The sequence below is a fragment of the Novosphingobium sp. EMRT-2 genome, from assembly GCF_005145025.1.
In the GTDB taxonomy this organism is placed as follows: domain Bacteria; phylum Pseudomonadota; class Alphaproteobacteria; order Sphingomonadales; family Sphingomonadaceae; genus Novosphingobium.
This window is the reverse complement of sequence record NZ_CP039695.1, coordinates 1968566-1980563: the sequence shown is the minus strand read 5'-3', so window position 1 is coordinate 1980563 and position 11998 is coordinate 1968566. Positions and strand designations below refer to the sequence as shown.

13 protein-coding genes, 1 tRNA gene and 1 pseudogene are annotated in these 11998 nt (G+C 67.8%); 4 read left to right on the top strand and 11 right to left on the bottom strand.

The window, feature by feature from the left end; translation table 11 throughout:
• Positions 1 to 295: 295 nt before the first annotated feature.
• Positions 296 to 1270, bottom strand: coding sequence for a magnesium and cobalt transport protein CorA (locus FA702_RS09815; RefSeq protein ID WP_136956003.1), 975 nt, complete (start codon positions 1268 to 1270; stop codon positions 296 to 298).
• A 161-nt stretch (positions 1271 to 1431) separates the two neighbouring features.
• Here FA702_RS09815 and FA702_RS09810 point away from each other — a divergent pair, with 161 nt between their 5' ends.
• The 3 genes from FA702_RS09810 (at position 1432) to FA702_RS09800 (ending at position 4389) form a co-directional block, all read left to right on the top strand.
• Entirely contained in the window at positions 1432 to 2967 is a 1536-nt protein-coding gene (locus tag FA702_RS09810; RefSeq protein WP_136956002.1) for an NAD(P)/FAD-dependent oxidoreductase, read from the top strand.
• Between the two features lie 91 nt (positions 2968 to 3058).
• A complete protein-coding gene (locus tag FA702_RS09805) occupies positions 3059 to 3820 on the top strand; it encodes a molybdopterin-binding protein (RefSeq protein ID WP_136956001.1) in 762 nt (253 codons plus the stop codon).
• The gene (locus FA702_RS09800; RefSeq protein ID WP_255504514.1) at positions 3817 to 4389 is read left to right on the top strand and encodes a hypothetical protein; all 573 of its coding nucleotides are present in this window, start codon (positions 3817 to 3819) and stop codon (positions 4387 to 4389) included. The genes FA702_RS09805 and FA702_RS09800 overlap by 4 nt, the downstream gene beginning before the upstream one ends.
• Here the strand turns inward: FA702_RS09800 and FA702_RS09795 are convergent.
• From FA702_RS09795 to FA702_RS09760, 8 genes are all read right to left on the bottom strand, one after another.
• On the bottom strand, positions 4373 to 5698 hold the full coding sequence (locus FA702_RS09795; RefSeq protein WP_255504513.1) for an alginate export family protein: 1326 nt from the start codon (positions 5696 to 5698) through the stop codon (positions 4373 to 4375). The two genes, FA702_RS09800 and FA702_RS09795, sit on opposite strands and share 17 nt — an antisense overlap.
• Positions 5699 to 5851: 153 nt before the next feature.
• The gene (locus FA702_RS09790) at positions 5852 to 6067 is read right to left on the bottom strand and encodes a hypothetical protein (RefSeq protein ID WP_136955999.1); all 216 of its coding nucleotides are present in this window, start codon (positions 6065 to 6067) and stop codon (positions 5852 to 5854) included.
• A gap of 266 nt (positions 6068 to 6333) precedes the next feature.
• Positions 6334 to 7035: a 50S ribosomal protein L1 gene (gene rplA, locus FA702_RS09785; RefSeq protein WP_136955998.1), complete on the bottom strand. Its 702-nt coding sequence runs from the start codon at positions 7033 to 7035 to the stop codon at positions 6334 to 6336.
• A 4-nt stretch (positions 7036 to 7039) separates the two neighbouring features.
• The gene (rplK, locus tag FA702_RS09780; RefSeq protein WP_136955997.1) at positions 7040 to 7471 is read right to left on the bottom strand and encodes a 50S ribosomal protein L11; all 432 of its coding nucleotides are present in this window, start codon (positions 7469 to 7471) and stop codon (positions 7040 to 7042) included.
• A 175-nt stretch (positions 7472 to 7646) separates the two neighbouring features.
• Positions 7647 to 8972 carry a M20/M25/M40 family metallo-hydrolase gene (locus FA702_RS09775; RefSeq protein ID WP_255504512.1) on the bottom strand — a complete coding sequence of 442 codons (1326 nt, stop codon included), beginning with the start codon at positions 8970 to 8972 and terminating at the stop codon, positions 7647 to 7649.
• 70 nt (positions 8973 to 9042) lie between these two features.
• Positions 9043 to 9579 carry a transcription termination/antitermination protein NusG gene (gene nusG, locus FA702_RS09770; protein ID WP_124809668.1) on the bottom strand — a complete coding sequence of 179 codons (537 nt, stop codon included), beginning with the start codon at positions 9577 to 9579 and terminating at the stop codon, positions 9043 to 9045.
• A gap of 46 nt (positions 9580 to 9625) precedes the next feature.
• A complete protein-coding gene (gene secE, locus FA702_RS09765; protein ID WP_136955996.1) occupies positions 9626 to 9820 on the bottom strand; it encodes a preprotein translocase subunit SecE in 195 nt (64 codons plus the stop codon).
• 339 nt (positions 9821 to 10159) lie between these two features.
• Positions 10160 to 10235 (bottom strand) — tRNA-Trp (locus tag FA702_RS09760).
• A gap of 69 nt (positions 10236 to 10304) precedes the next feature.
• On the opposite strand from FA702_RS09760, the gene aat reads away from it, so the two are divergent.
• Positions 10305 to 11087, top strand: coding sequence for a leucyl/phenylalanyl-tRNA--protein transferase (gene aat, locus FA702_RS09755; RefSeq protein ID WP_168196043.1), 783 nt, complete (start codon positions 10305 to 10307; stop codon positions 11085 to 11087).
• Positions 11088 to 11122: 35 nt separating this feature from the next.
• Here aat and FA702_RS23155 read toward each other — a convergent pair.
• Positions 11123 to 11305, bottom strand: a pseudogene (locus FA702_RS23155) (DUF2155 domain-containing protein); the annotation flags it as partial.
• 253 nt (positions 11306 to 11558) lie between these two features.
• Positions 11559 to 11969, bottom strand: coding sequence for an NADH:ubiquinone oxidoreductase subunit NDUFA12 (locus FA702_RS09745; RefSeq protein ID WP_136955995.1), 411 nt, complete (start codon positions 11967 to 11969; stop codon positions 11559 to 11561).
• Between the last annotated feature and the right edge of the window lie 29 nt (positions 11970 to 11998).

Sequence of the window (11998 nt, the reverse complement as noted above, 5' to 3'; positions counted from 1 at the left end):
CGCCTGACGATCGGCCTTTTTCCGCATGCATGAGCCTGCCGCCTGCCCCCTCATCGGGGCGGGCGGCCTTTTTTATGGGCGACAGAACTGTTGGGGAAGGGTGGTACGCTGCCCACCCCCAGCCCCTCCCGCAAGCGGGAGGGGAGAATATGCGAGTCCCCTCCCGCTTGCGGGAGGGGCGCGAGACTTGCACCGCCGCAGGCGGCGTCAGTCGCAGCGGGGTGGGCTACCCACGCGCTGCGTTCTGCTGGCTGTGATTTTCACAATGCCGCATTCTTTTTCATCATTCTGAAAATCACAACCAGCCGATCCGCTTGAAACGATACCATAGCCCGCCGCAGACGGAGAGGATCACGCTCCACACCAGGAAATAGCCGAAGCGCCATTTCAGCTCGGGGATATATTCGAAGTTCATGCCATAGATGCCGGCAATCGCGGTGGGCACCGCCAGGATCGCGGCCCAGGCGGCGAGCTGGCGGGTCATCTCGCCCTGGCGGTGCTGTTCCAGCAGGCTGGCGGTTTCGACGATCGCCGCCAGCGTTTCCTTGACGCCGCGCACCCGCGTCATCGAGCGGCGCACGTGGTCCAGCACGTCGCGGAACCAGATGCGCGCGGCCGGGTCGATCGTCGGCAGGTCGGCCTCGACCAGCCGCTCGCACATTTCCTGCATCGGCCCGATCACCCGTTCGAACCGGCGCAACTGGCGGCGCAGGCGGAAGATGCGGCGGATCGTGGCCGGGCCGGGGAAGGATTCGATCGCCGCTTCCTCCATGTCCTGCGCCACGTCTTCCAGCCCATCGGTGATCGGCTGGTAGCCATCGACGATGAAATCGAGAATGGCGTGCAGTACGTAGTCCGGCCCTTCTGCGAGCCGTTCGGCGCTGGCCTCCAGTTCCTCGCGCAGCGTCAGATGCGCGCGCGTGCTGCCGAAGCGCACCGAGATGATGAAGTCGGCCCCCAGGAAGAACGCGGTCTGGCCATAGGAGATGATCTCGCCATCGTGCAGGCTGGCCGTGCGCGCCACCGCGAACAGCTGCTTTCCGTAGGCCTCCACCTTGGGCAGCTGGCGCGGATTGAGCGCATCTTCGACCGCCAGCGGATGCAGCCCGTATTGCCGGCGCACCCGCTCCATCTCCTCCACGGTCGGTTCGCACAGGCCGATCCAGTCGAACGTCTGGGGCGGCAGCGGCGCGCGCGGCACGCCATCGAGCACGATGTCGACTTCGTGGGCCTGGCCCTGGCTGTAGCGGCGGGACGCAATGATCGGCATGGGTCTGCTTGTGGCAAAGCCCGCAGTCGCGCGCAATCGCCCCTGGCTGGTCCATCGCGGCGGGCCGAGTCGGCAAGCCGCTGAAGGCGCGAATCGGGCTGGCAATTCGCGGGGATTGCGATAGGTTCGGTTGCAATCAGAAACTGGAGGGGTGTGAAATCATGGGTGCAGCCGCGTTGAAGCCGGAAGGGCAGTCGGTCAACGCCACGCCGGACGTTGACGTGGCGATCGTCGGTGCCGGCCTTTCGGGCATCGGCATGGCCGCGCACATGCAGATGCTATGCCCCGGCAGCAGCTATGCCATCCTCGAGCGACGCGAACAGATCGGCGGCACCTGGGACCTGTTCCGCTACCCCGGCATCCGTTCCGACAGCGACATGCACACGCTGGGCTTCATCTTCGAGCCGTGGAAGCACGAGAAATCGATCGCCGACGGCCCGGCGATCCTCGAATACCTGAACCGCATCGCCGACGAGCACGGCATCCGCCCGCATATCCGCTTCGGCACCAAGGTGCTGTCCGCCGACTGGGACAGCGCGCGGGCGCTGTGGACGGTGGTGACCGAGGACGAGGCGGGTGCGCGCCGGAGCGTGACCGCGCGCCTGCTTTACCTGGGCTCGGGCTATTACGATTACGACACGCCGCACGATGCGCAGTTCGCCGGGCGCGAGGATTTCCGCGGCAAGATCATCCATCCGCAGTTCTGGCCGCGCGATCTCGATTACGCGGGCAAGCGCGTGGTGGTGATCGGTTCGGGCGCGACGGCGGTGACGATCGTGCCGTCGATGACGCACAAGGCCGCGCACGTCACCATGCTGCAGCGCACGCCCACGTGGTACGCGATCCGCCCCGCGCGCGATGCCCTGGCCAACGCGTTGCGCCGCATCCTGCCGGAAAAGGTCGCCTATGCGATCACCCGCTTCAAGAACGTGCGGCTGCAGAACCTGGTGTTCAAGCGCGCCCGCAGCCAGCCGGAAAAGGTCAAGGATTACCTGACCAAGAAGATCAAGGCGGCGCTCGGCGACAAGTACGACGCCAAGACCTTCACCCCGCCCTACGATCCGTGGGATCAGCGTCTGTGCCTGGTGCCCGATGCCGACATGTTCGAGGCGATCAAGGCGGGCAAGGCCGATATCGTGACCGATCACATCGACCGCTTCGACGCCACCGGCATCCAGCTCAAGTCGGGCCGCCATCTCGATGCGGATGTGATCATCACCGCCACCGGCCTGCGCCTGACCATGGGCGGCAAGATCGCGCTGAGCCTCGATGGCGTGCCGCTGAACTTCGCCGACCATTTCTACTACAAGGGCTGCATGTTCTCGAACGTGCCCAACCTGGTGGCCGTGTTCGGCTATCTCAACGCCTCGTGGACGCTGCGCGCGGACCTCATTTCCGATTACACCTGCCGCCTGCTCAACACGATGAAGGCGAAGGGCGCGCACGTGGCGACACCTCTGCTGGCGGCCGACCACGGGCTGGTCGAGGACAACGTGTTCGATTTCTCGTCGGGCTATCTCCAGCGCGCGCTCAGCATCATGCCCAAGAGTGCCGCCGCGCTGCCGTGGCGGCTCAATCAGGATTACGTTTACGACAAGGCGTGGATGAAGGCCTCGCCGATCGAGGACGGCATCCTGGCGCTGGGCCACGCGCAGCCCGCGACGCAGGCGCAGCCCCAGCTCGAAGCGGCCGAATAGCGATCGTCTGTCCCCGCCCCGCGCGGCCTTTGGGGCATCGCGGCCGGGGCGCGCTTGCACTGGCGCGGGTTTGCGGTATCGGTTCTTCCCGATGACTAAAGAAACCCGCATCTGGACCGCCGCGCTGATCGTGATCGGCGACGAAATCCTGTCTGGCCGCACGCAGGACAAGAACATCGCGCAGATCGCCACCTGGCTGGGCGTGCAGGGCATCCGCCTGCGCGAAGTGCGCGTGGTGCCCGACGTGATGGATGCGATCGTCGAGGCGGTGAACACGCTGCGCGCGCGCAACGACTATCTGTTCACCACCGGCGGCATCGGCCCCACGCACGACGACATCACCGTGGACGCGGTGGCGCAGGCGCTGGGCGTGGGCGTGGAAATCCATCCCGATGCGCGCAAGGTGCTGGAGGATTACTACGCCTCGCGCGGCGGGCTGAACGAGGGTCGGCTGCGCATGGCGCGCGTGCCGGCGGGGGCGAGCCTGATCGAGAACCGCATGTCGGGCGCGCCGGGCATCCGCATTGGCAACGTGTTCCTGATGGCCGGCGTGCCGCACATCACCGCGCAGATGCTCGACGGGCTGACCGGCACGCTGGAAGGCGGGCTGCCGCTGCAATCGGCGACGATCGGCTGCTGGGTTCCTGAAAGCGAGATCGCCGAGCTTCTCAGCAAGACCGAGAAGACCTTCGACGGGTGCCAGATCGGCAGCTACCCGTTCTTCCGCGAAGGCCGGGTGGGCGCGAACTTCGTGATCCGGTCGACCGATACCGCGCAGCTTGAAGCGTGCGCGGCGGCGCTGATCGCCGGGCTGGAAGCGACCGGGCGCGAAGCGGTGGCGGGCGGCATTTGACCGTACACCGCGCGGGCGCCGTGGCCATGCTGGCGGTGTCGGCGACGTCGGTGGCGGGATGCTCCCCCACGCTACCCCGCTTCGAAGCCACGCTGGCCGCGCACGACAGCGCGACGCAGGCGCTGGGCGAATGGTGCGCGGCGCGGGGCATCGCCCGACCGGCGACGATCCGCGCCATGGCGGACCGGGACGCGCACGATGCGTCACCGCCCGCCGTGCGCAAGGCGCTGGGGGTGACGGCGGACGAGCCGGTCGCCTACCGCCATGTCCGGCTGGCGTGCGGCGGAACCGTGCTGTCCGACGCGCGCAACTGGTACGTGCCGGCGCGGCTGACCCCGGACATGAACCGCACGCTGGAGACGACCGACACGCCGTTCGGCAAAGTCGTCATGCCGCTCGGCTTCCGGCGCGAACGGCTGGAGGCGCGGCGTGGGCGGATGGCCGAATGCCCGGCGAGCACGGTCCTGTCGCACCGCGCGGTCTTGCGTCTGGTTGGGGGAACCGCGATCAGCCTGGTCGTGGAATGCTATACCCGTGCCAACCTGGCCCCGGTCAGAACAGCGCGCTGAGATTGAACGAGCCGTAGCGCGTGGTGCGCCCCGGCGGCGCGTTGGGCGCGTCGGTCAGGAAGCGGCCCTTGGCCAGCAGCACGCCACCGAGCTCCAGGCGCAGGCGGCGTGGCAGCAGCCAGTAGCGCAGCCGTAAGTCGAACTGGTGCCCGGCGAAAGAGCCGGACCGGCCGCTGGCGTCGCGCACGCCGGTGGTGGCGAAACTGTCGCGCGAATCGGCCAGCCACATCGGATGGTAGGTTGCCAGCAGGTCCATCCGCCGGTCGGGGGCGGTTTCCAGCCGGATTCCGGGCGTCATGATGTTGGCGCGGGTGACCGCGTTGTAGATGCCCGAAGGCGCCAGATCGCCGCGCCGCATCCCGAACAGCGTGTCGAAACGGCCAAAGCGGCTGCCACTGCCCGCGCCGCTGGCGTAGTCGAACTCGATCGACAGGCGCGGACGCCACGGACCGCCGAACGTGTAGCCGGCATCGGCATGGAAGAACGTGGCGCGCACCGGCAATTCGGGCGCGGCGGCGGCGAGCGAGGTGCGGGTGTGCCCCCACTGGACCATCGCCTCCGCCTCGCCATCGGCATGGCCGGGGCGCGGATCGGCGATCACGCGCACGGTTGCGGTGCTGAGCGACCGGTCGCGCGTGGGGCGGCCGGGGGCGTCGCGTTCGCCGAAATGGAAGAAGCCGAGTTCGGCCGTGACCGGCACCCCCGCGCCCGCGCGCGAGACGGTGCGGCTGACGATCCCGCCCCACAGCACCGCGTCGAAGCTCTCGCGGTCCAGTTCCACCTTGCCGCTGCGCAGCGATGCGGCATCGTCGGGCAGGCGCATCGCCGGCAGGACATAGATCAGCGTGGCCTGCAGGCCGCGCCGCCCGGCGATGTCCATGCGCAGGCCGGTATTGCTGTTGACCGTGTTGCGGTATTCGTCGGCCGCGATCAGCCGGCGCGATCCGAGCGCCACGGTGAAGCGCCCGCCCTGCACCGAAACCTTGGTGCCCGATCCCAGCATTGGCCCCAGGTCATAGCCGAGGAAGGCCTGGACCGGCTCCAGCGTGTTCACCTCGCTGGTGGTGACGGGCGTGCCGGGATCGGCGTTCCACACGCGGCTGTCGTGGACTTCGGCCACCACGCGAAACGGCCCGCTGCGGTATTGCGCCAGCACCTGCGTGCGCAGGTTGACCAGCGTATCGCTCCTGTCGAAGCCGGTGCGCGCCTGTCCATCGATCGACTCCACGCGCAAGCGCACGTTGCCGGTTACGCGCAGGCCGTCGTCCGCTTCTGTCGCGCGTGCGGGAGCCGCCGCCGCCGCTGTCATCGCGATAGCCATGAAGGCGGTGGACGCGCGCCGCCATCGCGGCCTGGCCCTTCCGGACGGTGTGATCCCCAACGCGCGGCCCCTTCCGCATCGCGCGATTCGCGATAGGGCGCGTTAGAGCGGGCGCGGTGAGGCGGTCAATCTGCCGAACGATCAATCGTCCCTGGCGAACGGCTCTTCCCCGGCGCCCGCGCCGGTCCAGACGCCCGCCTGCGCCTCGACATAGGCTTCCAGTTCGCGCCAGTGCCGGTCCCAGCCGGGGCCGCGCCGGGCCGGGGGGACTTCGGCTTCCACCATGGCACGGGCGCGCCGCACGGGATTGCCGGCCGGGTCGGAAGGCGGATTGCTGCGAAGCGGATCGTCGGCCATGCGCGCCTCCTGCACCAGCGCCGCCGGCAAGGATAGCGCGCTGACGAAAAAAGCCGTGGCATCGTTTGCCAATGCAAAGCGCAGACGGCCCACCCCGCTGCGACTAACGCCGCCGGCGGCGACGCAAGTCTCGCTCCCCTCCCGCTGGCGGGAGGGGTTGGGGTGGGCAGCGCGCCAGCGTTGGCGGATACTATGATGGCCACGAAAAAAGGCCGGGGAGACATGCCCCCCGGCCTTTTTCGCGTTGGGTCTGGATCAGCCGGAAATCAGCCGCCCTGCACCTGCGCAACGTCGATCTTCAGGCCCGGGCCCATCGACGAGGACAGGCCGACCTTGCGGACGTACTTGCCCTTGGCGCCCGCCGGCTTCGCCTTGACGATCGCATCGACGAACGCGTCGAAGTTGGCGCGCAGCGCTTCGTTCGAGAACGAGAGCTTGCCGATGCCGCCGTGGATGATGCCGGCCTTTTCGACGCGGAATTCGATCTGGCCGCCCTTGGCCGCCTTGACCGCTTCGGCGACGTTCGGCGTGACGGTGCCGAGCTTCGGGTTCGGCATCAGGCCCTTGGGGCCGAGCACCTTGCCGAGGCGGCCGACGATGCCCATCATGTCGGGCGCGGCGATGACGCGACCGTAATCGAGGTTGCCGGCCTGCATGTCTTCCAGCAGGTCTTCGGCGCCCACCTTGTCGGCACCGGCGGCGAGAGCGGCTTCGGCCTTGTCGCCACGGGCGAACACGGCGACCTTCACGTCCTTGCCGGTGCCCGAAGGCAGCGTGACCATGCCACGCACCATCTGGTCGGCATGACGCGGGTCGACGCCGAGGTTCAGCGCGACTTCAAGCGTCTGGTCGAACTTGGCGCTCTGCAGGTCCTTGAGAAGCTGGATCGCTTCGTCAACGCCATAGAGCTTCTGGTTGTCGCCCAGCTTTTCCGTGAGCGACTTCTGCTTCTTGGTCAGGTTCACCATCGGATCAGCCCTCCACAACCTGCAGGCCCATCGCGCGCGCGGAGCCTTCGATGATCTTCGTCGCCGCGTCGATGTCGTTCGCGTTCAGGTCCTGCATCTTGGCCTGGGCGATTTCGGCGAGCTGCGAGCGCTTGATCGTGCCGGCCGATTCCTTGCCCGGCGCCTTCGAGCCGGACTTGAGACCGATGGCCTTCTTGATCAGGTAGGTTGCCGGCGGCGTCTTGGTGACGAACGTGAACGAGCGATCCGCATAGACCGTGATGATGGTCGGAAGCGGCATGCCCTTTTCAAGTTCCTGCGTGGCAGCGTTGAACTGCTTGCAGAATTCCATGATGTTCACGCCGCGCTGGCCCAGGGCCGGACCGATCGGCGGTGCAGGCTTGGCATCGCCGGCGGCGACCTGCAGCTTGATGTAACCTTCGATTTTCTTGGCCATTGCTGGCCTCCTTTCTTCCTGTCGGAGACCGGAATTTCCGGCTCCTCAGAGTGAGCGGTCAGACGAGGGCGAACCCTCTTCCGCACGGATTCCCGATTGCCCGGAAGCGGGCGCACCTAGCGCAAATGGCGCGAAATGCAAGGGGTTTCGGGGTGGGGACGCGGCATGCCGCGCTTCACGGCAGCGCGTTGGCGGCCCCCAGCACCGTCGCCATGGCAGCCGCCGCGCCGCGCACGCTGGCGTCTTCGGCCACGTCGATCCATTCGCTCGGCGCGTGCGCACCGCCGCCATCACCGCCTGCGCCAATGGCGATGGCCGGAATCCCGAGGTTCATCGGCACGTTGGCATCGGTCGACAGGGGCTCGAAGTGCGGCGCGAACCCCGCCGCCCGCGCCGCCGTTGCCGCGATCACCGCAAGCGGCGCGGTTTCGGGCGTGGTGCCGGCGGGGCGATTGCCGATCGGCTTGAAGGTCACGGCGATCCGGCCGCCGTCGGTCGATCGGGCGCGGTTCTCCTCGTCCACTGCCGCCGTGGCGATGGCATGGAGCGCGGTATCGATGCGGTCGATTTCCGCCGGCGATTCGGAGCGGATGTCGACATCGAGGAAGACTTGCGCCGGGATCGTGTTGACCGAGGTGCCGCCACCCACCACGCTGGCGGAATAGGTGGTGCGCGGCTGCGCGGGCACGGGAATGCCGTAAAGCCCGGTCACGGTGCGCGCCAGCGCCGCCAGCGGGTTGACGATGCCGAACTTGTCGAAGCTGTGCCCGCCCGGTCCGTCGAACACCAGGCGCCAGCGCCGCGATCCCACTCCGCGCGTGGTGATCCAGCCCGAGCCCGCGCCATCGATGGTGATGAACCCGGCCGCCTGTTTTGCGCGCGGGTCCTGCGCGAAGAAATGGCGCATCCCGCGCAGATCGCCCGGCCCTTCCTCGCCCACGTTGGCGATGAACACGATATCGCGTTCGGTGCGGATGCCGGCCTTGTCCATGGCGCGGACCATCGCCAGCATCACCGCCAGGCCCAGAGTATCGTCGCCGATGCCGGGCGCCATCAGGCGGGTGCCTTCGCGGCGGACTTTCACGTCGGTGCCGGCCGGGAACACGGTATCGAGATGCGCGGCCACGATCAGTGGCGCAAGCGCGACCGTCGTGCCCCGGCGCGTGGCGATGACGTTGCCGATGCCGTCGATTGCCGCATCGGGCAGGCCGCCCGCGCGCATCATCGCGGTCATGGCGCGGCCGCGCGCTTCCTCGCCGAACGGCGGCGCGGGAATTTCGGTCAGGGCAATGATATCATCGACCAGCCGGGCATGATCCGCGCGCAACGCCTCCCGCGCGGCGGCGAACCGGGGCGAAACCAGCAGGCGTTCAAGTTCTCTGGCCAGTTCCCCGGGCGCTTTGGCGGCGGAAGCGGGAACGGGGGCAGGCGGGCGTGGCGCGGCGCTTTCCGCGACCGGCGCGGATGCTGCCGCCAGCGCGAGGATCAGGGTGGTCAGCAACGGACTCTCCGGTCAGCGGCCAGCGCGCGGCGAAAGCGCGCCGGTCCGGCCTGCCGGCGCGTCCGTGAAATTACTTGACCAGTTCGACTTCCTCGAACGCCAGTTCGACCGGCGTGGCGCGGCCGAAGATCGACACGGCGACCTTCACGCGCTGCTTTTCGAAATCGAGTTCTTCCACCGTGCCGTTGAACGAGGCGAACGGGCCGGCGTTGACCTTGACCGAATCGCCGATCTCGTAATCGACCGCCACGTTCTTGCGCGGTTCGGCGGCGGCCTGTTCGCGCGCGCCGAAGTAGCGGGCGGCTTCCTTGTCGGAAATCGGCTGCGGCTTGTTGTTGGTGCCGAGGAAACCGGTGACCTTGGGCGTGTTCTTGACGAGGTGGTAGATGTCGTCGTTCATCGCCAGCTTGGCCAGCACGTAGCCGGGCATGAACTTGCGTTCGACCTGCACCTTCTTGCCGCGCTTGACCTCGGTCACGGTTTCGGTCGGAACTTCCACCGCCTCGACCAGTTGCGACAGGCCGATCCGTTCCGCTTCGGCGAGGATCGAATCGCGCACCTTGTTTTCGAAACCGGAATAGGCGTGGATGATGTACCAGCGGGCCATGGAAAATCCTTGAAGTCTTGTCGGGTGCCGAAGGGAGCGGCGGGCGTCAGGCCTGGGCGAGCAGCCAGCGCACGACGAAGCCGAACAGGCTGTCGATGCCAAGGAAGAACACCGCCAGGATCAGCATCATGATGCCCACGAAGATCGCCGTGGTGGTGGTTTCCTGCCGCGTCGGCCAGACCACCTTGCGCGCTTCCGCGCGTACCTGGTTGATGAATTCGCCGGGGCTGGTCTTCGCCATGATCCTTGCCGCTTTCGCTACCTGATGAAATCCTGTCTTCCGCCTAGGGGACATCGCCGCCCCGGACAGGTCCGGGAGGGGCAGGCGATGATTCCGATGTCGGAAGATGGCCGATATCTAGGCGCAAGCCGGCGGATTGGCAAGAGCGGCGAGAGCGGTGGCGGATCGCGACGATTCGCGGGGCGGCAGGTGGCGGTTTGCCGGCGGCGCGATCGCGTCCGGTCCGGACCCTTCGCCGCCGTGCCGCGGGACCGGTCGGGCACGGCGCGCGCGCGTCGCCCATGCGGACGCACAAGCCTGAAAGGAAACGAAAACCTCTCTACGCCGCGGCGGAGAGGATGGCAGGAGTGGCAGGATTCGAACCCGCGGCCCTCGGTTTTGGAGACCGATGCTCTACCAACTGAGCTACACTCCTGTGCTCGGAAAAGCGCCCTTAGTGGGTTGACGGCGCGAGCGCAACCGACTCAAAGACATTTCGACGACGATGACGCCGCCCGACGAACCGATCATCCCGCCCGAGCTGCTGCTCAAGGCCTATCGCGCGGGAATTTTCCCGATGGCGGACAGTCGCGACGATCCCGAGGTGTTCTGGGTGGAGCCGCGCATGCGGGCGATCCTGCCGCTCGACGGGTTCCACCTGTCGCGCTCGCTGGCGCGCACGCTGCGGCGCGGGCGCTTCACGGTGACCTGTAACGCCGCGTTCGATTCGGTGATCGATGCCTGTGCCGCGCCGCGTCCGGAAGCGGAGGAAAGCTGGATCAGCCGGCGCATCCGCGAAAGCTACCGCAAGCTGCACGCGGTCGGACACGCCCATTCGATCGAGACCTGGGCCGACGGACAGCTGGTCGGCGGGCTCTATGGCGTGGGCTTCGCCCGCGTGTTCTGTGGCGAAAGCATGTTCAGCCGGATGAACGACGCGTCCAAGGTAGCGCTGGCCTGGCTGGTGGCGGCCCTGCGGCGATCGGGCGCGGAATTGCTCGATTGCCAGTTCACCACGCCGCACCTGGCCTCGCTGGGCGCGGTCGAAATTCCGCAGGAACGCTATCTCGATATGCTGCGCCACGCGCAGCGGCCTCACTCGTCGGTGCTGGCGCCAGACGGTTTCGGGGTGGCCGGTTTCGGTGCGACAGGCGTTGCGGCGGCGGCGGGCGCCGAAACCGGAGCGGTGCTCGGCTTGCCCGCAGGCTTCGCCGCCTTGCTGGCGGAGGCCGGATCGTCTTCCTCGCCGGGGAACTTCATCGCGCAGTCCTTGACCCACACGTCATAGACCGGGTGCTCGACGACGTTGAGCGAGGGCGAGTTCTTGAACAGCCAGCCCGAGAAGATCTTGTGCCACGCCAGCTTTTCCTGGGTGGTCGCGCGCTCTTCGACAAACAGCTGAACGAAGGCCCCGGTTTCCTGCGGGTCTTCCCACGGCGCGGTGCGCTCGCAGGTGGCCAGCTTGACGATCGCGTTGCCGATGCGGCGCGATTCGCCCGTCTTCATCACCAGCACCTGCGTGATGTTGTTACGCTTGTTGAGGAAGCCCAGCGTGGCGACGCGGTCCTTGACCGGCGTGCCGTATTCGCTTTCGACCACGCCGCCCGATCCCGCCGCCGCCGGCGCGCCGGTTTCGGTCGCCTCGGGCGGAGGCGCGGCTTCGGGCTGGCGCTGGCACCCGCCAAGACCCGCCAGCACCACGCAGGCGGCAAGCGGAAGCAGTGGCCGGGAAAGACGGTTCATCGGGGCCGGACGGCGCTTATTCCGGAGACCAGGCTTCGTAGTCGCCCGTCGCGGGCGCGCGCTTGCCGCCGCGTTCCAGCGCGCCCTGCGGGCGATAGGCCAGTGCGGTGCCGGTGGCGTTGGGCGTGTAGTCCGCTTCCCAGATGTGCGGCGGCGGCAGATTGCTTTCGGGCACGCCGTCAAAGCCGCCGTGGAGCCAGCCATGCCATTCGGCGGGCACGCGGCTGGCGTCGTTGGCGCCATCGTAGATCACCCAGCGGCGTTCCTCGCCCGCGCGCGGATGGCCGGCAGGATAGGGCTTGCGCGAGCGGTAGTACTTGTTGCCCTGCGCGTCGGTGCCCACCAGTTCGCCCTTCAGCGAACTGTCGAGCAGGGTGCCGATGGTGGCGCCGTCCCACCAGGTGAAGATCTTGCCGAGAAAGCTCATGATGCCGTCATCTTTCGCGAGGGTGGGGG